This window comes from Rhizobium sp. BK379, assembly GCF_014193955.1.
Lineage (GTDB): Bacteria > Pseudomonadota > Alphaproteobacteria > Rhizobiales > Rhizobiaceae > Rhizobium.
Window position 1 is genome coordinate 1 of record NZ_JACIAD010000008.1, and the last position, 20,147, is coordinate 20,147.

17 protein-coding genes are annotated in these 20,147 nt (G+C 60.5%); all 17 read left to right on the top strand.

The window, feature by feature from the left end:
- Positions 1-376: 376 nt before the first annotated feature.
- Positions 377-715, top strand: a complete 339-nt coding sequence (locus tag FHT93_RS28125; protein ID WP_183850571.1) for a hypothetical protein — start codon at positions 377-379, stop codon at positions 713-715.
- Between the two features lie 131 nt (positions 716-846).
- The gene (locus tag FHT93_RS28130) at positions 847-1,053 is read left to right on the top strand and encodes a hypothetical protein (RefSeq protein ID WP_112546027.1); all 207 of its coding nucleotides are present in this window, start codon (positions 847-849) and stop codon (positions 1,051-1,053) included.
- Positions 1,054-1,215: 162 nt separating this feature from the next.
- The gene (locus tag FHT93_RS28135; RefSeq protein WP_113017245.1) at positions 1,216-2,022 is read left to right on the top strand and encodes a pseudouridine synthase; all 807 of its coding nucleotides are present in this window, start codon (positions 1,216-1,218) and stop codon (positions 2,020-2,022) included.
- Positions 2,023-2,033: 11 nt separating this feature from the next.
- Positions 2,034-2,717 carry a phosphoribosyltransferase gene (locus FHT93_RS28140; protein ID WP_113017250.1) on the top strand — a complete coding sequence of 228 codons (684 nt, stop codon included), beginning with the start codon at positions 2,034-2,036 and terminating at the stop codon, positions 2,715-2,717.
- 108 nt (positions 2,718-2,825) lie between these two features.
- Entirely contained in the window at positions 2,826-4,568 is a 1,743-nt protein-coding gene (locus FHT93_RS28145) for an SLC13 family permease (protein WP_113017244.1), read from the top strand.
- Between the two features lie 181 nt (positions 4,569-4,749).
- Positions 4,750-5,694, top strand: coding sequence for a phosphoribosylaminoimidazolesuccinocarboxamide synthase (locus FHT93_RS28150; protein ID WP_113017243.1), 945 nt, complete (start codon positions 4,750-4,752; stop codon positions 5,692-5,694).
- A gap of 97 nt (positions 5,695-5,791) precedes the next feature.
- Entirely contained in the window at positions 5,792-6,394 is a 603-nt protein-coding gene (locus FHT93_RS28155; protein ID WP_018115162.1) for a TetR family transcriptional regulator, read from the top strand.
- A 151-nt stretch (positions 6,395-6,545) separates the two neighbouring features.
- Positions 6,546-7,763: an efflux RND transporter periplasmic adaptor subunit gene (locus FHT93_RS28160; protein WP_113017242.1), complete on the top strand. Its 1,218-nt coding sequence runs from the start codon at positions 6,546-6,548 to the stop codon at positions 7,761-7,763.
- 50 nt (positions 7,764-7,813) lie between these two features.
- Entirely contained in the window at positions 7,814-10,924 is a 3,111-nt protein-coding gene (locus FHT93_RS28165) for an efflux RND transporter permease subunit (protein WP_183850573.1), read from the top strand.
- A 154-nt stretch (positions 10,925-11,078) separates the two neighbouring features.
- Entirely contained in the window at positions 11,079-12,512 is a 1,434-nt protein-coding gene (locus FHT93_RS28170; protein ID WP_112972102.1) for an efflux transporter outer membrane subunit, read from the top strand.
- Positions 12,513-12,680: 168 nt separating this feature from the next.
- Positions 12,681-13,724, top strand: coding sequence for a LacI family DNA-binding transcriptional regulator (locus tag FHT93_RS28175; protein WP_113204218.1), 1,044 nt, complete (start codon positions 12,681-12,683; stop codon positions 13,722-13,724).
- A gap of 1 nt (position 13,725) precedes the next feature.
- Positions 13,726-14,748, top strand: coding sequence for an ABC transporter substrate-binding protein (locus FHT93_RS28180; RefSeq protein ID WP_112546033.1), 1,023 nt, complete (start codon positions 13,726-13,728; stop codon positions 14,746-14,748).
- A 63-nt stretch (positions 14,749-14,811) separates the two neighbouring features.
- Positions 14,812-15,639: an ABC transporter permease gene (locus FHT93_RS28185; RefSeq protein ID WP_183850575.1), complete on the top strand. Its 828-nt coding sequence runs from the start codon at positions 14,812-14,814 to the stop codon at positions 15,637-15,639.
- Entirely contained in the window at positions 15,636-16,415 is a 780-nt protein-coding gene (locus FHT93_RS28190; RefSeq protein WP_113204215.1) for an ABC transporter permease, read from the top strand. The genes FHT93_RS28185 and FHT93_RS28190 overlap by 4 nt, the downstream gene beginning before the upstream one ends.
- Positions 16,408-17,433, top strand: coding sequence for an ABC transporter ATP-binding protein (locus FHT93_RS28195; protein WP_183850577.1), 1,026 nt, complete (start codon positions 16,408-16,410; stop codon positions 17,431-17,433). Before FHT93_RS28190 ends, FHT93_RS28195 begins: the two co-directional genes overlap by 8 nt.
- A 4-nt stretch (positions 17,434-17,437) precedes the next feature.
- Entirely contained in the window at positions 17,438-18,358 is a 921-nt protein-coding gene (locus FHT93_RS28200) for a nucleoside hydrolase (protein WP_183850579.1), read from the top strand.
- Positions 18,355-20,142: an adenine deaminase gene (locus FHT93_RS28205; protein WP_183850581.1), complete on the top strand. Its 1,788-nt coding sequence runs from the start codon at positions 18,355-18,357 to the stop codon at positions 20,140-20,142. Before FHT93_RS28200 ends, FHT93_RS28205 begins: the two co-directional genes overlap by 4 nt.
- The last annotated feature ends 5 nt before the right edge of the window (positions 20,143-20,147 follow it).

Here is a 20,147-nt window from a genome sequence, read left to right on the forward strand (position 1 = left end):
CCGCCCTCGTCAGTGAGTGGGCTTATAATCCTCACACACCGAAACAGTCAACACCACCAATCCAACTTTTTTGACATTTTTGTAACAGGTTGATTCGGCAGCGAATTTTATACGCCGACATTATCCACAGGTGCCTTTCCGAGGCGAGATCCCCGGAAAATCTTTTACCGGGCGATAAAAAACCGAATGGAGCAGCGCCCAAAAAGGCCGAAAGACCACGAAAAAACAGTCTCTTGGTCAATTTTATGGTTAACGCAGGATAAATGAAGCCCCTGTGTCCGCTGTCAAACTACCGTCACATCCAATTATCGGGAGAAGCGCGGAACCTAACGCGCTCTTTGGTGTTTTCTTCCCCATTGAAGGAAAGGAGACAGATATGGCCGCCAATACCGACGATCTCAGAACTTCCGTCAGCAAGGACATCGCCGCACTCCAGCAGGAGGTTTCCCGCCTGCAGAAGATGATTTCAGCACAGGGCGCCGAAGCCTATTATGAAGTGCGAGACCGAGCCGGCAAGGCTTACGAAGATGCGCTCCCGCGTGCCAAGAGCGCCGTTGCGCAGATCAGGGCAGAAGGAGCCGCAGTCGCAGGCACGGCTCGCGAACACCCCGCGGCAACGACGACTGCACTTCTGATCGCCGGCGCGATCGGCTTCCTGGCAGGTTATATGTTGTCGGGCGCCTCCCAGCCTGAGCCGCGTCACTGGTGGCGTTGAACCACAAGCTTCCGCTCCTGTATTTACGCATCCTGCAGATCCAATTTTTGCAGGATGCGTAGACACTTATGTCTTAGAAAAACCAATTTTTAGTGTGATCGATAGGAGTATAAAAATGAAGGGAGGACATTATGGACAACAAGAGAGAGAAGCTGATCGTTGAAGTCAGCGTCGACGCCAGCGATGGACGTCGCGCAGTCGGCATCATGAACATGCGCCAGGCGCTCGATCTGCCCGAAATGCCGAGCCTCTCCTATACTCATCCGGACCCTGCCAAGGCTGCAGCCGGCATTATGATGAACCGGCAGGAACTCGCCGGTTTCATGGCCTGCGCTTGAGGCGTTAGAAAAACTCTCCTACCCACTACGCTTTTCCCAAAGCGTCGATGGTTTGTTTTGGCATCCGACCCCCCTACTCCCCAGAATTTCGAGCACCATTGCTGGCATCCATGCGTCGTTCATGCAAAGAACGGTTCTCGCAATCGCATCAGGGATAGCGAAGTGAAAGGCCGGCGATCACCGCAAAAGACACCCGAACGCAGCAGACCCCAGGCCGAACCGGCCGGCAAGCGGGTCACGCTTCCACGTGCGCTCTCCAAACTTGGCTATTGTTCCCGCACCCAGGCAGAACGACTGATCGCGGAGGGCCGCGTCAAGGTCGGTGATCGCATCGTCACGGATCCATCGGCGTGGGTCGATCTTTCGACCGCTCTTATAAAGGTCGATAGCAAAGAGATCGTCGCCGAGACCCGGATCTACCTGATGCTCAACAAACCACGCGGCCTTGTGACCACTCGTCATGATCCGGAAGGCCGCCCGACCGTCTATGACTGCCTGGCCGATTTCGATGTTCCGCATCTCTCTCCCGTCGGTCGGCTCGACAAGGCGAGCGAGGGGTTGCTGCTTTTTACGAACGACACGGAATTCGCCCAGGCACTGCTCGATCCAATCACCCACGTCTCGAAATCCTATCATGTGCAGATAGACCGGATCGCCGATGACGACATGCTGGCGGCAATGATGACAGGTCTTCGGCATGACGGCGAACTGCTGCGCGCTACCGCTGCCCGCAGGCTGCGCGAGGGCGATCGCAATTCCTGGATCGAAGTGGAATTGCAGGAGGGTCGCAACCGGCAGATCCGCCGGATGCTGGAAGCGCTCGATATCGCCTGCCTGCGGCTCGTGCGTGTCGCGATCGGTGGGCTGGGACTTGGCGACCTGCCGAAGGGATCGGTCAGGGCCTTGACTGAATCCGAGCTGAAGGACCTTCGCCGGAAGCTCGGTAACGGCAAGGCAATACGGGATTGAGAATGAACGAGATGAAGCCTCATGATTTCTGGCAGGAGATCCATCCGCCGGGCAGCTTTGAAACAGGCGGCGATTTCACCTCATTCTTTATAGCGGAATTGGAGGATGGCAGGCAATTGCGGCTGCCGATCCGGGTACTCTCTGATGGTGAACACGCGCTGGCCTCGCTGATTGTCAATCAGGCAAGCTTTGCAGTATTGGACGCGCTCGCCGAAAACCTTGCAGCAAAGATAGAACCATCAGGCATCGATGTGGTTGCCGGTCTGCCGACACTTGGCCTGACACTCGCGGCGGCTGTCGCGCAGAAGCTCGGCCACAGCCGCTATGTGCCACTCGGCACCTCCCGCAAATTCTGGTATCGCGACGAACTGTCAGTCTCACTCTCATCGATCACCACGCCGGAACAACAGAAACGGCTCTATATAGATCCGCGCATGCTGCCTCTCCTGGAAGGACGCCGTGTCGCGCTGATCGATGACGTCATATCGAGCGGAACTTCGATCGTCGCAGGCCTTGATCTGCTCGGGAGCTGCAACGTCGAACCCATCGTCATTGGTGCGGCCATGCTGCAATCGGACCGCTGGCGTGCCAAGCTCGACGCCGCAGCCCCGCAATGGCAGGCGCGCACGAAAGGCGTTTTCACCACGCCCATCCTGGAGCGGACAGCCGAAGGAAAATGGCGCAGACCTGCCTGAGCGGCATCGAGCTCACATGTGAAGACCGATCATTCTTTCGTCTGAACGGGCTATACAGCACGAGACGAAGAGCTACATTCGGCGTGTGATCGAAGACAGGAACCGCCGATGACGCTTGAGCAAGCAGCCCTCCTGATCCTGCTGGTGGCAATGCTCTTCCTGTTCTCCCTCGACCGCCTGCGCATGGAAGTTATCTCGATCGGCGGATTGCTTGCTGGATACGTGCTCGGTCTTTATCCCGCCGATGGCATCTTTGCCGGTTTCGCAAACCCTGTCGTCATCACCGTGGTCGAAATCCTCCTGATCGTCCAGGTACTGGCGCGCACCAAACTCTTTGACAGGCTCGCCGAGCGCTTCGTGGCATCAGGTTTCTCGCATTTCGGGGTCATCACAGCTGTGTCCGCGCTGACCGGCATCATCTCTGTCTTCATGAACAACATCGGCGCCTTTGCGATCACCTTGCCATTGGCGCTCCGGCTCAGCACGCTCATGAGCATTCCGCGCCGGCAGTTCGTGATGCCGATCTCCTTCGCCGCCCTTCTCGGCGGTCTTGTCTCTTTGATCGGCACTCCCGCCAATCTTCTCGTCAGCGACGCGCTTGAAAAAGCCACCGGCAAGGGTTTCCGCTTCTTCGACTTCGCCTATGTCGGGCTGCCGGTCGCCATAGCAGGCATCATGCTGATCGCGCTGATCGTGCAGCGGTTGTTTGCAGAGCCGGACGAGACCGCGGAAACGCCAACTCCACCGATCCGCCGCATTGTCGTCGAACGCAGCATCCCCGAACATTCCTCGCTTATCGGCGCGACACTGGCCCAATGTCCCGAGCGCTTCGGCATCCAGCCGCACGCCCTGATCCGCGGCGGGACTTTCGTCTTTGGACCGCTCGAACAATCTGTCATCCAGCCAGGCGATATCCTGCTGGCACAGGGCGCGGATTCGGCCTTCGCGGATCTGGCCGCCTCGCAGGCGCTTGTGCCAGACGCCCATCCACACGGACTGCAGCCGGATTTCACAAGCATCGAAGCCGTCGTCATGCCGGAAAGCACTGTCGTCGGCTCGCGCATCGCATCGCTGGAAGTCTTCCGCAATCGCGGGGTCACTGTTTCAGCATTGTCGATGCGGTCTCCTCGCATCGAGGGGCGTTTTGCGGATCTGCAGCTTTCGATCGGCGACATATTGGTACTGGATGGCCCGAAAGCGGCGGTCGCGGAAGCGCTTGAGGAGTGCGAATGCCTTCCGCTTGCCTCAACAGCGCCTCCTCCTGCCTCAACAGCCTCGTGGCGACCCTTTGCTATTTTTGCCTGCGGCGTTGCTGCCTCCGCTTTGGGTCTACGCCCCGACATCGCTCTTGCCTTCGTGCTCCTGGCACTTGCTCTCCCCGGCTATTTGAACATTCGCCATGCGATGGCGGATCTCAACTGGCCGATCATCATCATGTTGGCGGCAATGATTCCGATCGGTCAGGCAGTTGCCACGACAGGCATGGCCGAGACCATTGCAACCTGGCTGAGCCTTGTATTCCCCATCGTAAATCCATTGTGGGGCATCGCACTCGTTCTGTTTCTAGCCATGGCGCTGACGCCCTTCGTCAACAACGCGACGGTGGCGATCGTGCTTACACCAATTGCGCTGGAATTTGCGCGCGCCGGTGAGCAACCACCGCAGGCCTACCTGATCGCGGTGGCAGCTGGAGCATCGCAGGATTTCCTCACCCCCTTCGGCCACCACAACAATACTTTGTCGATGAGCATCGGCAGCTACCGCTTCCGCGATTTCCAACGCGCCGGCTGGCCGCTGACCCTCGCTGGCTATATACTCACACTCATTCTCATCACCGTCTTCTGGCTTTGAACGAGCCTTTGCTTGACTTCCACAGCAATGAAACTAGAGCAGGGTCAGAGCATGCGGCGCAAAAGTGTGGAGCGGTTTTGCGATAACGACATGCGTAAAACAAAGACCTGAAGCGTGCGAAGCGGACCCTAATGATCGCGGCACGCTTTAGTCTCAGCCGATAGAAGGATAACCAGGCGTCGTGCGTATTCTCTCCGAAGCCCATTTCCCGGAACTGCCGAACTACTACCGCGGCAAGGTGCGTGAGAATTACGATCTTCCGGATGGCCGACGCATCATCATCAGCACCGATCGGCTGAGCGCTTTCGATCGCATCCTGACCTGCATTCCCTACAAGGGACAGGTGCTGACCGAGACAGCCCGATACTGGTTCGAGGCAACGAAGGACATCTGCCCCAATCACGTCCTCGACTATCCCGACCCGAATGTCGTCATCGGCAAACGGCTCGATATCCTTCCGGTCGAGATCGTCGTACGTGGCTATCTCGCCGGTACGACAGGCACTTCGATCCTGACACTTTATAAGAAGGGCGAGCGCGAGATGTATGGGATGCGCCTGCCCGACGGCATGCGCGACAATCAGATCCTTCCCGAGCCGGTCATCACGCCGACCAGCAAGGAATTCGACGGGGGCCATGACGAGCCGCTCACCCCGGCAGAGATTGTCAGCCGCGGATTGCTGACCAAGGAACAGTGGGAAACGCTGTCGAAATATGCGCTGGCGCTTTTTGCCCGTGGCCAGGAGATGGCGGCAAAGCGTGGCCTCATCCTCGTCGACACCAAATATGAATTCGGTACCGATAAGGACGGCAACATCATTCTCGCCGACGAGATCCACACGCCCGACAGCAGCCGCTATTGGGTGGCGGAAACCTATCCTATCGCTTTCGAAGCGGGCAAGCGGCCGGAAAGCTTCGACAAGGACTTCGTCCGCGCCTGGGTCGCCGAACGCTGCGACCCCTACAAGGATGCGATTCCGGAAATTCCTCTCGAGTTGATCGAGCAGACGTCGGCCGTCTATATCAAAGCCTATGAATGGATCACCGGGGAACGCTTCGTACCCGACGACCGTGGCGAAACGCCCGCGGCACGTGTCCGGGCAAATCTCGCGCCCTATTTTCCCTGAACCTTTGAAGCCGGAGTTGCAGGCCTGTTGCAGGCTTGCAACCAATCGCGCTAGCATCGGAAAAAAGGGGTGCCGGGCCAAGCCCGGCGGGGGACAGATGGCACGCAGGCCCAGACGCAAGGCCGAAGAGACCAGGGAGGATATCCTCTCGATGGCGGATACGCTGTTTCGCCAGCGCGGCTTCGTCGCAGTTTCCATCGCCGATATCGCCTCGTCGCTGCACATGTCGCCAGCCAATGTCTTCAAGCATTTTCATTCGAAGGCGGTGCTCGTCGATGCGATCGCCGAGCGTCATCTCGGCAATGCGACCGAGCGCTTCGCCGCCGTTGACACCAGCCTGCCGCCGAAAGAGCAGTTGCTAAGCTTCGTCCTGCGCCTGCTCGACAGCCATCTGCGGGATATCCAGCAGAACCCTTACATTTTCGAGATGGTGATCTCGACGATCGATGCCAAGCTCGATGCCGGCCAGCGCTATCGCGAACGGATAGAACAGAAGCTCGGCGAGATCATTCGTGAAGGCGTCGCCGAAGGCAACTACCATTGCGACAATACGGACATGGCAGCGCGCACCGTTGCAGATGTTCTGGCCTGTGTTCTGCATCCCATTCTCATTGCCAAGGACGACAAGAACACGCTTGTGCACCGTGCGGAAAAAATCGTGTGTTTCGTGGATGCCGCACTGCAAAATAAACCTTGCTAAGTGACGATTGCTGAATTACGTCACTTCATAAAGCTTTTCTTAATATCGGATAACGGCACCTGTTACCGGATCAATCACCACGTTTATATAGAGCGGCGCCTCCAAGGGCCGGCGATTGAACCGCTACTGCCAACCGCACAGGAAATTCAGCATGACCAGGCGCGCCCTCATCGTAACCTCGACCCTCTTGCTTGCTATCGGTCTCGCCGCCTGCAACGAGGGCGGCAGCAAGCCCGCTGGCAATCCAGGCGCGGGCGGTGCTGCCCAGCAGGCTGCCCCGGTTGGTGTGGTCACGCTGAAAAAGGATACCTATCCGATTACCACGATTCTGCCCGGCCGCGCCGAGGCCTTCCAGGTGGCTGATATCCGCCCGCAGGTAAGCGGCATCATCCGTGAAATCGCGTTCAAGGAAGGCGGAGAAGTCAAGAAGGGCGATCTGCTCTACCAGATCGACGACGCCGCCTACCGCGCAACCGTTGAGCAGGCCCAGGCCGCGATTTCCAAAGCCGAGGCCGGCGTGCCAAGCGCCCAGAGCAATTTCGACCGCTACCAGCGGCTGGTCGGCAGCGGCGCAACGCAGATCGAATTCGAAACCGCCCGAACAGCCCTTGCACAAGCGAATGCAGAAGTCGAAGCCGCAAAGGCGGCGTTGACCGCAGCGCAGATCGATCTCGATCATACGAAGATCACAGCCCCCTTCGACGGCGTCATCGACCAGACCGCCTACAACATCGGCAACGTCGTTGCGGCCAACCAGACGACCGCGCTGACCACCATCCGCCAGCTCGATCCGATCTACATTTCGCTGACGGAATCGAGCACCAACCTGCTGAAATTGCGCGATGCGATCGCTGCCGGCGACGTCAAGGGCGAGGACAACAATGTCGCGTTCCGCCTGATCCTCGAAGACGGCCGCGAGTATAATCAGAAGGGCAAGCTCGACATGTCGAAGCAGGTTGTCAGCGAAACGACCGGTACCTTCATCATCCGTGTAGTTTTCCCGAACCCCGACCGCGTCGTCCTGCCCGGCATGTACGTACGCGCCACAGTCGAACTCGGTAACGAAACCGGGTATTCCCTGCCGCAGCTTGCCACCACCCGTGACGCCAACGGCCGTTTGACCGCGCAGTTCATTTCCGCCGAGGGCAAAGTTGAGACCCGCGTGTTCGAGAATGCCTCGCCTTCCAACAATTCCTGGCTCGTGACCCAGGGCGTGAAGGATGGCGACCAGCTCATCGTCAGCGGTCTGCAGTCGATTGTATCAGGCATGCCGGTAAAACCGGTTCCAATGAAGATCAATGACAACGGCGTGGTTGTCCCTGCCGATCAGCCCGTGGCCGGAGGCGAACAGAAGCCCGCAGCAAAGTAATGCGCAGGCACTCCCGTATCGTCACCGTCCCAGCCGTACAGGAATAACCGATGGCCAAGTTTTTCATCCGACGACCGATCTTTGCCTGGGTCATTGCGATCACCATCATGCTCGCAGGTCTGCTCGCGATCTTCACCCTGTCGATCTCGCAATACCCTGATATTGCGCCGACAACGGTCCGCATCAACACCAGCTATCGCGGCGCGAGCGCCGAAACGGTCGAAAAATCGGTGACCACCATCATCGAAGACGGCATGACTGGTCTCGACGACCTCACTTACATGACCTCGACCTCGTCGACAGGCTCGGCCAGCATTTCGCTGACCTTCGGGACCAGCATCAATCCTGACATCGCGCAGGTACAGGTTCAGAACAAGCTGCAGCTCGTCCAGTCGCAGTTGCCTGGCGACGTCATCGATGCCGGGATCAGCGTCACGCGCTCCACGTCGAGCATTCTTCTCGTCGGCTCGCTGGTCTCGACAGATGGCAAACGCACCTCCGTTGACCTCGGCAACATCATGTCGACCTCGATCGAGGACCAGATCCAGCGCCTGGAAGGCGTAGGCAGCATCAACGTATTTGGCTCCGGCTACGCCATGCGTGTCTGGCTCGACCCGTTCAAACTGCAGAAGTTTCAGCTCACACCAGGCGACGTGACCTCGGCTATCCAGGCCCAGAATACGCAGGTCTCCGTCGGCTCGCTTGGCGCCCAGCCTGCCGTCCCGGGCCAGCAGATCAACGTCACCATCACGGCACAGAGCCAGCTTACCACGGTCGCGGATTTCGAGCACATCATCCTGAAGGTCGAAAAGGACGGTTCTACAGTCCGCCTGAGCGATGTCGCCCGCGTCGAAATCGGGCAGGAGAGCTATGGCGGCAGCTCGCGCTATAATGGTCTGCCGTCGTCTGGTTTCGCCGTCAACCTTGCAATTGGCGCGAACGCCATCGATACCGCCGCCCGTGTCCGCACCGCACTCGAAACGATCGGTCGTGGCCTGCCGGAAGGCGTCGAGATCACCTATCCCTACGACACGACCCCCTTCGTCGAGCTGTCGATCGAGAAGGTCGTGCACACACTGATCGAGGCGATCGTGCTCGTCTTCGTGGTGCTGCTCATCTTCCTGCAGAACCTGCGCGCGACGTTGATCCCGACCATTGCCGTACCCGTCGTGCTTCTCGGCACGTTCGGCGTCCTTGCGGCAACAGGCTATTCGATCAATACGCTGACGATGTTCGCCATGGTGCTGGCAATCGGCCTTCTCGTCGACGACGCCATCGTCGTCGTGGAAAACGTCGAGCGCATCATGTCGGAGGAAAAGCTCTCGCCACTTGAAGCGACCGAGAAGTCGATGGGTGAAATTACCGGCGCCATCGTCGGCATCGCTCTCGTGCTGACCGCCGTTTTCATTCCCATGGCATTCTTCGGTGGCTCGACCGGCATCATCTATCGCCAGTTCTCCATCACCATCGTTTCGGCCATGCTGCTTTCGGCCCTCGTCGCCATCGTGCTGACGCCGGCGCTCTGCGCCACGATGCTGAAGCCGGTCAACGAGCACAAGAAGCATCGCATCGGCGATTGGTTCAACCGCAACTTCACCCGCTCGACCAACGGCTATGTCCGCACCATCGGCTACCTCTTGAAGCGACCGATCCGCGTCATGCTGGTATTCCTGCTGGTCGGCGCCGGCTGCGCCTATCTCTTCGCGCGTCTCCCGAGTTCGTTCCTTCCGCAAGAAGACCAGGGCGTGCTTTTGACCATCGTCACCACGCCCCCTGGCTCGACCACGCAGCAGACGCAGGCTGTCGTTGAAAAAGTCGAAAAATACTTCCGCGAAAACGAGAAGGATGCGGTGGATTCCGTATTCGGCGCGCTCGGCTTCGGCTTTAACGGTTCCGGCCAGAACAGCGCCATCGTCTTCACCAAGCTCAAGGATTTCTCACTGCGCACCGATCACAATCTCAGTGCTCAGTCGGTGGTCAACCGGGCTCTCAAGAACTTCTTCACGATCCGCGAGGCGCAGGTCTTCGCGCTGCTGCCGCCGGCGATCCAGGGTCTTGGCGTCTCGAGCGGCTTCTCCATGTATCTGGTGGACACCGGCGGCCATGGCAATCAAGCCCTGACGGCTGCATCCAAGCGGCTCATCCAGATGGCCGGCGCCACCGGCAAGGTCGTCGCGCTGCGCTCGAACAACAAGGAAGTCGAGCCGCAGATGAAAATCCTGATCGATCAGGAGAAGATCGGCGCCATGGGTGTCGACCTCGCCTCGGTCAACTCCATGCTGTCGATCATCTTCACTGGCCGCGACGTCAACGACTTCACGCTGAACGGCGAAATCAAGCCGGTCTACGTGCAGGGCGACGCTCCCTTCCGCATGCAGCCGACCGATCTGAACCACTGGTATGCCCGCAACAACGCCGGCGAGATGGTGCCGTTCTCCGCCTTCACGACAACCCAATGGGTCGATGGCGCGCCCTCGCTCGCCCGGTTCAATGCTGTCAGCGCCATCCCGCTCGACGGTGCGGCAGCCCCTGGCGTCTCATCGGGTGAAGCCATGAACGAGATGGAAGCCCTGACCGAACAGCTCGGCGGCGGCTACACGGTCGCCTGGCAGGGCATCTCCTATCAGGAGCGGCTCTCGGGCTCGCAGGCCCCGATGCTTTACGCGATTTCGGTTCTCGTCGTCTTCCTCTGCCTGGCTGCCCTCTACGAGAGCTGGTCGATCCCGTTCTCGGTCATCATGGCCGTGCCGGTCGGCGTGCTCGGCGCACTTGCCGCAGCAACGCTCTTCGGGCAGGCGAACGACGTCTATTTCAAGGTGGGCCTGCTCACGACCATCGGCCTTGCCGCCAAGAACGCGATTTTGATCGTGGAATTCGCGAAGGACCGGACGGAGACGGGCTTGGGGCTCTTCGAGGCGACGCTGGAAGCAGCAAGGCTGCGCCTGCGCCCGATCATCATGACATCTCTGGCTTTCATTCTCGGCGTCGTGCCTTTGGCCATCGCTACGGGCGCGGGTTCCGCTGCCCAGAACGCGATCGGTATCGGCGTGCTCGGAGGGATGCTTTCGGCGACGGTACTCGGCATTTTCTTCGTGCCCTCCTTCTTCGTCGTGATCCGCCGCATCTTTGCCACACGGCAAAAAAATGAGGCGGGAGTGTGATATAAATGCACTGTGAGAAAGCTTTCCGGATTGCTACATTGCGCGCGGACTGCTTCGGCATGTGTTTAGCGTAAGGATCGAGGCGCGTCGGGCCGATAGTGAAGCATGACGCTTCGGACAAGAATTGACTTGCTCGAGTTACAGGATGAAATGCATGGTATCTCTTCGTTATGCCACACCGGCGCTATTGTTATTGCTGTCGGGCTGTGTAGTAGGCCCTGATCACGTACCTCCGGAAATGGCGCTTCCTGGAAAATTCAGTGAAGGTGGCAAAAAGAGCATCGGCGACGTCGCTACCACGGCCTGGTGGACCGCCTATAACGACCGCAAACTCGACAGCCTTGTCCAGACCGGCCTTAGCCAGAACCTGACGATCCAACAGGCGCTCGAGCGCATCAATTCCGCATCCGCCAACGTGACCATCGCTGGCGCCGGTTCATTGCCTGCTCTCGATGTTGGCGCTTCTCACACCGTCAGCGGCGAGACCGGCGAGTTGCGTACCCAGTTCAACACCCGCAACACCAGCGCCGGACAGCTTTCCCTGTCCTGGCTGCTCGACATGTTCGGTCTTTTCAGGCGCAGCAAGGAAAGCGCCCTCGCCTCTCTTGATTCCGCCTATGCGGGTGCGGACATCGCCAAGCTGTCCTACATCCAGAACCTTGTTTCAACCTATATTGACCTGCGCTTCTTCCAGCAGCGCCTGGCGCTTTCGAAAGCCAACCTGAAGTCCCGTCAGGAAACCTACGACCTGACCAAGTTCCAGCTCGACGCAGGTGCGGCCTCCCGCCTCGACGTCGTCCAGGCTGAAGGTCTCGTCCAGTCGACACTCGCAGAAATCCCCGGTCTCGAAACCAACATCCGCGTTTCGGCCCATCAAATCGCCACCCTCCTCGGCCAGCCGGCCGGTTCGATGGTCGATGAACTGTTGCGTGGCTCCGGCCAGCCGACTTTCCGCGGCGGCATCAATTCCGGCGTTCCAGCCGACCTGATCCGCAACCGCCCGGACATTCGCCAGGCCGAGCGTAACCTCGCCGCTGCCACCGCCCAGATCGGTGTGTCCGAAGCTCAGCTCTACCCGTCGATCTCGCTGTCCGGTTCGATCTCGCCGAGCTACATCAACCAGCGCGGCATCCACGGCGGCCTGTCGGCATGGTCCTTCGGCCCGACCTTGAACCTGCCGATCCTCGACGGCGGCAGTCTGCGCGCCAATGTCGACGTCTCCAAGTCCAACGCCGTCGCATCCTACCTCGCTTGGAAGCAGACCGTTCTGACGGCAATCCAGCAGGTCGAGGATGCCCTTTCGGCCGTTCGCCGTGACGCCCAGACGGTTGACGCCTTGCGCGCCCAGGTCAGGACGACCCAGGAAACCCTTGAGCTCTCGACGGCATCCTATAAGGACGGCGCTTCCTCGCTGCTCGACGTTCTCGACGCCCAGCGTCAGGTCTCTCTCGCTCAGGCAAGCCTCGCGGCTGCCGTTCAGCAGATGGCAAAGGATTACGCTGCGCTCAACATCGCAACCGGCGGCGGCTTCGCGCCGACTGGCAAGACCACCGGTCCGGCACCGGTCAAGGCTGCCAAGGGCAGCTAAGGTCCTCGCATAGCGTCATTCCGAAGCCCCGTGGTCTCCGCGGGGCTTTTTCTTTGCCTGAATATCTGCCGGAACAGATAATATGCGCACAGGAAGGATTTGGATTCGACAAGCCGTAGTCGCTACGCTATGCAGTTGATTAAACGATTAAGCGCGGCGCTTCAAACAATGGCCTCACAACGCCCGGGACCCAATCTCAGCAGGATAGCAACGTCGCTCGGCGTCTCCGTTGCCACGGTCTCCAATGCGCTCTCCGGCAAAGGCCGGGTTTCCGACGCACTGATCGAAAGAATTCGCACGCATGCCGCCGAACTCGGCTATGTGCCGAGCCAAGCCGGCAGAGCTCTGCGTACTGGCCGGAGCGGCGTGCTAGGCCTTGTCTTGCCCGATATTGCCAATCCCCTCTTTCCGAAGATCGCCCAGGCCATCGAATATGCCGCATCCGTAGCAGGCTACGGCGTGCTGATTGCCGACTCCCGCGGCGATATCACGGCCCAGACGGAAGCGATCAACCGGCTGGTGGAACGTGGCGTCGACGGCATGGTGGTCGTGCCTCGCCGCGCCACCCGCATTTCCGCCGCGAGCTGCCCGGTCGCGGTCATCGATACCGCCTCCACACCGGGCAATACGGTCGCCGCCGATCACTGGCAGGGCGGAAAGGAAATTGCCGCCCACCTCGCGGGCCTCGGCCACAAGCAGATCCTCATCATCGGCAATAATCACGAGTCCAATGTCCAGAACGACAGAGCCGGCGGCATCAGGGCTGGATTGCAGCATGGCATGCGCTCCGAAACACTCTGGATCGAGCGGCTGGAAAACGAGACGGGCGCCGGTTGCAGGCTGGGGCTTGCGGAAAAGGCGCGTCAGGGCTTCACGGCATTTGCGGCCCTTTCCGACCTGCAGGCTCTGCGTGCGCTGACTGAACTGCAGCAGGACGGCATCAGCGTGCCCGCCGATGTCAGCGTCACAGGCTTCGACGATCTCATATGGTCGCCTGTCGTCACCCCGTCGCTGACGACCGTGAGGATGGACATGGACACTATCGCCGAAATTGCCGTTTCGGCACTGGTCGACAGAATAAACGATAGTGGCACACGGGAGGGCGTGCTGGTTACGGCGGACACCGAACGCGTGCCCATGCAGCTGATCATCCGCCAGTCATCCGGGCTCGTGAACCCGGCACCAAAAACCTCAGAGATGGAGAACCTGTAGAATGAAAAAAGCTCTTGTTGCATCAGTGGCGCTAGTTGCGCTTTTCCCTCTCGGTGCAGCGGCACAGGAACGCACGCTGACCATTTCCGTCTATGCCTTTGCGCAGGACGATTACAAGACGATCGTCTATGACCCCTTCGAAGCCAAGTGCGGCTGCAAGCTCGTTGTCGAAACCGGCAACAGCGTCGAGCGCCTCGCCAAGATGGAAGCCAACAAGGCCAATCCGGTCGTCGATCTTGCTGCCGTCTCCATGGCCGATGGCCTTGCGGCTTCCCGCGCCGGCCTGATCGACAAGATCGATACCTCCAAGCTTGAAAATTTCTCCAGGCTCTACGATGTCGCCAAGGATCCGAACGGTGATGGCATGAGCGTCGGCTACACTTTCTATGCCACCTCCATTGCCTACCGCTCGGACAAGATGAAGATCGAGTCCTGGGCCGATCTCCTGAAGCCGGAATATGTCGGTCACGTCGCCTTCCCGAACGTTACGACCAACCAGGGCCCGCCGGCGCTCTACATGCTTGGTCTCGCACTCGGCAAGGACACGCCTGATCTCAAGGCGCCGATCGAAGCGCTCGGCGAAAAGAAGGACGAGATCGTTACCTTCTATGAAAAGTCTTCCCAGCTCGTGCAGCTGATGCAGCAGGAGGAGATCTGGGCCGCTCCGATCGGCCGTTTCTCCTGGGCAGGCTTCACCAAGCTCGACCTTCCCGTTGCCTGGGCAACGCCGAAGGAAGGCCAGACCGGCGGCATGAACGTGTTGGTCATGACCAAGGGTTCGAAGAACCAGGATCTCGCACTGCAGTTCATGGACTTCTGGCTCTCGACCGACGTCCAGACCAAGCTCGCCGAAAAGCTCATCGACAGCCCGGCGAACAAGGAGGTCAAGGTCTCCGACAAGGTCGCCAACAACATCACCTATGGCGAAGACACCGCCAAGAACCTGAAGCTGATCCCGTCCGCAGCCGCACTCGACAACCGCAATGGCTGGCTGAAGGAATGGAACGAAAAGGTCGGCCAGTAAGCCTCCGCTGACATCGGTCCCGGCACCCACCGGGACCGCCCTTCCCCGCTCGAAAGGCGTCTCATGTTCCAGAACCGAGCAGAAGCCCTGGCGCTTGCCCTGCCGGCCGCGATCTTCGCTGCCGTAGTCTTTCTGCTGCCCGTCGCGATCCTGCTGTCCGAAGGCTTTCGCAGCGACGGCGCGTGGACGCTCACCGCCTATACGGATTTCTTCTCGCAAACGCTGAACCGCACCGTTTTCTTCCGCACCTTCCGGCTCGGTCTGGAAGTGACGGCGGTGTCGGCCGTCATCGGTTATGCCGCCGCCTTTGCAATCGTCAATCTTCCGCCGAAGGGCAAGGGCCGCATGATCGGGCTCGTCACTCTGCCGCTGATGATCTCGCCGGTTGCGCGCACCTATGCCTGGATTGTCATTCTCGGCCGCACTGGCATCGTCAATGAAGCGATCACCGGCCTGGGCCTGAGCGCAGAGCCGCTGCGCCTGCTCTTCACTGAGACTGCCGTCTTTATCGGCCTCCTGCAGCTTTTCCTTCCGCTGATGATCCTGTCGCTCATCAGCGCACTCGAGAACATGCCGAAGGATGCCATTCCGGCCGCCCGCGTGCTCGGCGCCAACTGGTTCCAGGTCTTCTGGAAGGTCATTCTGCCGCTCACCAGGGAAGGCCTCGTCGTCGGCGGCACGCTGGTCTTCACCGGCTCGCTGACGGCCTATATCACGCCCGCCATTCTCGGCGGCTCCAAGGTGCTGATGCTGGAGACGCTGATGTACCAGCAGGTTTCCGTCGCCAATAATTTTGTTTCGGCGAGTGTCATCGCCTTCATCCTGATCGTCATGAGCTTTGCCGCCAATATCCTGCTGAAACGCTTTGCGACCGCGAGGAACCGCCGATGAGCATCCGCCTCCTTTCGCCTGTCGTGCTGTTCCTGCTGTTGGTCTTCCTGATCGGCCCCTTTCTGATCATCATCGCGGCTTCGCTTTCCGCCGGCGACACGCTGGCTTTCCCGCCGCAGGGCCTGTCGCTGCGCTGGGTTGCCAAGGTCTTCACCATCGACAGCTTCCGCGACAGCTTTGCCATGTCGATGTTCCTGGCGGTCTTCGGGACGCTGGCAGCCCTCATCCTCGGCATTCCCGCCGCCTATGCGCTAGCGCGCTATCGGCTGCCGGGTTCGGAAACGGTCAGAACCGTCGTCTCGCTGCCGATCATCGTGCCAGGCATCATCGTCGGCCTGGCGCTGCTGCGCTATCTGGTCGTACCTTTCGGGTTCAACATCACACTGGCGCTGTTCTTCGCTCATACCGCCCTGGTGCTGCCCTATGCCGTGCGTGTCGTGTCCGCAAGCCTCGGCAACCTGCGCTCCGATATCGAGGAAGCGGCCGTCCTGCTCGGTTCCTCACGGCTCGGCGCCTTCTTCCGCGTCGTGATGCCGAATATCCGCGGCGGCATTCTGGCTGCCTTCATCCTCGGCTTCGTCACCAGCTTCAATCAGGTTCCGGTCTCCCTCTTCCTCTCCGGCCCCGGCGTGCGCACGCTGCCGATCGACATGCTGGGCTACATGGAAACCACCTACGACCCCTCCATTGCGGCGCTGTCGGCGCTGCTCGCCTTCCTTTCGATCGGCATCGTCTTCCTCGCCGAACGCTTCCTGGGATTCTCTCGCTATGTCTGATGCCTACCTTCAACTCGACAAGCTGACGCTGGCCTATGGCGATACGGTCGCGGTGAAGAACCTCGACCTATCGATCGCCAGGGGCGAGTTGGTGGCGCTTCTCGGCCCTTCCGGCTGCGGCAAGACGACGACGATGCGCGCCATCGCCGGCCTGCTGAATCCGGCCTCCGGCCGCATCAATCTCGATGGAGCCGATATCACCCGCGTCTCCGCCAACAAACGCGCTGTCGGCCTCGTCTTCCAGTCCTACGCGCTTTTCCCGCATCTGACCGTCTACGAAAACGTCGCCTTCGGACTGCGGCTGAAGGGCCTTCGTGGTGATGATCTGGACGGCAAGGTCAATGCCGGCATCAAATCCGTCGGCCTTGCAAAATTCACAGGCCGCAAACCGGGCGAGCTCTCCGGCGGCCAGCAGCAACGTGTGGCGCTCGCGCGCTCCATGGTCATGGAGCCAAAGGTGCTGCTGCTCGACGAGCCGCTTTCCAACCTCGACGCCCGCCTGCGCCTCGAAATGCGCGCCGAGTTGCAGCGTGTCCAGAAGGAGACGGGCGTGACGATGATCTTCGTCACCCACGACCAGGCGGAAGCGCTTGCCCTTGCCGATCGCATCATCGTCATGCTGAACGGCGGCATCGAGCAGATCGGCACGCCCGAAGAGATCTACAACAGACCTGTTTCTTCCTTCGTTGCCGATTTCGTCGGCTTCGAGAATGTCTTTGCGCTGAAGGACGGAAAGCTCGCGACGCCTAGTGGCGCAGTCGCCCTTTCGACCGTAGCGCCCGACGGTGCGGCGGGCCTGGCCTGGCGGCCGCGTGCGGTGATCCTTGGTTCTGGTCCTTTCCAGGGCACCGTGCGCGGCACGTCCTTTGCCGGCAACAGCCGTGAATATCTGCTGGACAGCTCGCTCGGCCCGATCAAGGCCGAAGTGGACGCAGCCCTGCCGCAACACGAACTCGGCAGCACGATCGCCTTCGACCTGCCGGTCGCGGCTTCCGCAAGCCTCAAGCGTTTCGGGTGAGATCATGGGCGTCTGGATCGACACGGACATGGGGTTCGACGATATCGCCGCCATCATGGTGGTGACGAACGCCGAACTCGACATTGACGGCGTCTCGCTGGTCTTCGGCAATACGCCGCTGTCGCAGGTGTGCACCAATGCGGCGGGAGCCGCCAAGGCTTTCGGGTGGACGTTCCCAATCCATATCGGCCGCGAGATGCCCGTTCTCGGCAAGCTCGAGACGGCACAGGCGGTGCTCGGCGAGAGCGGTATCCCGACAACGGGCAGGCACCTGCCGCCGGCCCCGAGCCTGCCGGACAGCGACGCCTTTATCGCCCTTTGCCGCTGGCTTGAACTGGAAGGCCCTCATCGTATCCTGGCGCTCGGGCCGCTGACGAATATCGCCGCACTGGCGCTCGCCCGCCCCGATCTCGCCGCCCGCATCACTGAACTCGTCTGGATGGGCGGCGGCGTCACCACCGGCAACCACACCGCCTCGGCGGAATTCAATGCGCTCGCCGACCCCGAAGCACTGGCAATCGTCATCGCCCACAATCTGCCGCTGCGCATGGTCGATCTCGACCTTTGCCGCAAGGTTCTGGCAAAACCTGAGGACGCCGATCCGGTCCGTACCGCCGGTGGTGTCAATGCCGAGTTGATCGCCGATATGTTTGCCGGCTACATCAGGATCGGCACCAGCCGCGGCCGTCCTGCCATGGCGATCTACGATCCCTCTGCCGCCGTCGCCTTCGTCGCTCCGCAGGTGGTGAGCTTTCGCCATGCCCGCATCGATGCAGAACTGCAGGGGCAATATACGCGCGGTCGCACCGTCGTTGAAACCCGCGCCACTCATGCAACGTTCAACGCTGAGTTCGCCGCTGACATCGATGCCGATATGGCACGTGTCATGATTCTCGCCGCCCTGGTCAATGAGGCCCGCAAATGACTGCAAACCCGCGCCAGGAACCCGCCGATCTCAACGAACCGGCACTACGCGCCCGCGCCGTGGCGGCTGCGCGCGGCGACAGTGCCTTCGATATGCTTGTCACCGGCGGCCGCATCCTCGATGCCGTCACCGGCCTGATCCGTGAGGCTGATATCGGACTCGTCGGTGCGATGATCGCAAGTGTTCATGCACCGGCAAGCCGCACCGATGCCGCGAAAGTGCTCGATGCAACGGGCGCCATCATCTCTCCCGGCCTCATCGATACGCATATGCATATCGAAAGCTCGATGGTTACGCCGGCTGAATATGCCAAAGCTGTGTTGCCGCGCGGCGTGACGACGATCGTCTGGGATCCGCATGAATTCGGCAATGTCCATGGCCTGGACGGCGTGCGCTGGGCGATCGAAGCCTCACGCAATCTGCCGCTGCGCATGATCCTGCTTGCCCCTTCTTGCGTGCCGTCAGCACCCGGACTTGAGCTGGCAGGAGCAGACTTCGACGCCTCTGTTATCGCCGAGCTGCTGCGCTCACCGGCAATCGGCGGCGTGGCAGAGGTCATGAACATGCGGGGCGTCATCGACGGCGATCCGCGCATGACCGATATCGTCAATGCAGGTCTTGCCTCCGGCAAGCTCGTCTGCGGCCATGCCCGCGGGCTTGACGGTGCCGACCTCAACGCCTTCATGGCAGCCGGCATCACCTCCGATCACGAGCTGACATCGGGCGCCGATCTGCTGCAGAAGCTGGCCGCCGGCATGACGATCGAGCTGCGCGGCTCGCACGATCATCTGCTGGAGGAATTCGTCGAGGCATTGAACGACATCGGCCACCTTCCGCCGACGATCACGCTCTGTACCGATGATGTCTTTCCCGACGAACTCTATCAGAATGGCGGCCTTGATGACGTCCTGCGCCGCCTCGTCCGCTACGGCATGCGCCCGGAATGGGCACTGCGCGCCGCCACCTTCAACGCCGCACAGCGCATGAAGCGTACCGACCTCGGGCTCATCGCACCCGGTCGCCGCGCCGATCTCGTACTATTCGAGGACATGACCGATTTTACCGCCCGCGCCGTCATCGCCGGCGGTCGGCTGGTTGCCGAGAACGGCGCGGTCAAGGATCCGATCCAACCGCTCGATGCCACACCGCTCATGCATTCGGTCAAGCTCGCAGCGCTTGCCGAAGACGACTTCCGCATTCCCGCCAACGGCACCAAACTCCGCCTTGCGACGATCGACCGTCCGCGTTTTACGCAATGGGGCGAAGCAGTTGCCGATGTCCGCGACGGCTTCGTTGTGCCGCCGGCCGGCAGCGCCATGATAGCAGTTGCACATCGTCACGGGTTGGCTGACGGCAAGCCCCGCGTCGGCTTTCTGACCGGCTGGGGCGAGTGGCGTGGCGCCTTCTGTACCACCGTCTCGCACGACAGCCATAACCTCACCGTCTTCGGCGGAAATGCGCAAGATATGGCGATTGCGGCAAACGCTGTCATCGAAGCCGGCGGCGGCATGGCCGTCGCAAAGGACGGCCGCATCGAAGCACTGCTGCCCCTGCCGCTCTCCGGCCTCGTAACCGATGCCTCCCTGCAGGTAACCGCCGAAGGCTTCGCCGGCATCCGCAAGGCCATGGAGAAAATCGTCGACTGGCAGCCGCCCTACCTGGTCTTCAAGGCGTGCTTCGGGGCCACGCTTGCCTGCAATATCGGCCCCCACCAGACCGACCGCGGCATTGCCGATGTCACCACTGGCAAGGTACTGGAAAACCCAATTCTGGAAACCTTCTGAGGCGA

What these genes read in the sequence shown, in the direction of transcription:
- FHT93_RS28145 (WP_113017244.1), top strand. Translation starts at nt 2,826, where the DNA reads ATGACGCTTGAGCAAGCAGCCCTCCTGATCCTGCTGGTGGCAATGCTC.
- FHT93_RS28170 (WP_112972102.1), top strand. Translation starts at nt 11,079, where the DNA reads ATGGTATCTCTTCGTTATGCCACACCGGCGCTATTGTTATTGCTGTCG.
- FHT93_RS28180 (WP_112546033.1), top strand. Translation starts at nt 13,726, where the DNA reads ATGAAAAAAGCTCTTGTTGCATCAGTGGCGCTAGTTGCGCTTTTCCCT.
- FHT93_RS28175 (WP_113204218.1), top strand. Translation starts at nt 12,681, where the DNA reads ATGGCCTCACAACGCCCGGGACCCAATCTCAGCAGGATAGCAACGTCG.
- FHT93_RS28125 (WP_183850571.1), top strand. Translation starts at nt 377, where the DNA reads ATGGCCGCCAATACCGACGATCTCAGAACTTCCGTCAGCAAGGACATC.
- FHT93_RS28130 (WP_112546027.1), top strand. Translation starts at nt 847, where the DNA reads ATGGACAACAAGAGAGAGAAGCTGATCGTTGAAGTCAGCGTCGACGCC.
- FHT93_RS28205 (WP_183850581.1), top strand. Translation starts at nt 18,355, where the DNA reads ATGACTGCAAACCCGCGCCAGGAACCCGCCGATCTCAACGAACCGGCA.
- FHT93_RS28160 (WP_113017242.1), top strand. Translation starts at nt 6,546, where the DNA reads ATGACCAGGCGCGCCCTCATCGTAACCTCGACCCTCTTGCTTGCTATC.
- FHT93_RS28200 (WP_183850579.1), top strand. Translation starts at nt 17,438, where the DNA reads ATGGGCGTCTGGATCGACACGGACATGGGGTTCGACGATATCGCCGCC.
- FHT93_RS28185 (WP_183850575.1), top strand. Translation starts at nt 14,812, where the DNA reads ATGTTCCAGAACCGAGCAGAAGCCCTGGCGCTTGCCCTGCCGGCCGCG.
- FHT93_RS28195 (WP_183850577.1), top strand. Translation starts at nt 16,408, where the DNA reads ATGTCTGATGCCTACCTTCAACTCGACAAGCTGACGCTGGCCTATGGC.
- FHT93_RS28155 (WP_018115162.1), top strand. Translation starts at nt 5,792, where the DNA reads ATGGCACGCAGGCCCAGACGCAAGGCCGAAGAGACCAGGGAGGATATC.
- FHT93_RS28140 (WP_113017250.1), top strand. Translation starts at nt 2,034, where the DNA reads ATGAAGCCTCATGATTTCTGGCAGGAGATCCATCCGCCGGGCAGCTTT.
- FHT93_RS28190 (WP_113204215.1), top strand. Translation starts at nt 15,636, where the DNA reads ATGAGCATCCGCCTCCTTTCGCCTGTCGTGCTGTTCCTGCTGTTGGTC.
- FHT93_RS28165 (WP_183850573.1), top strand. Translation starts at nt 7,814, where the DNA reads ATGGCCAAGTTTTTCATCCGACGACCGATCTTTGCCTGGGTCATTGCG.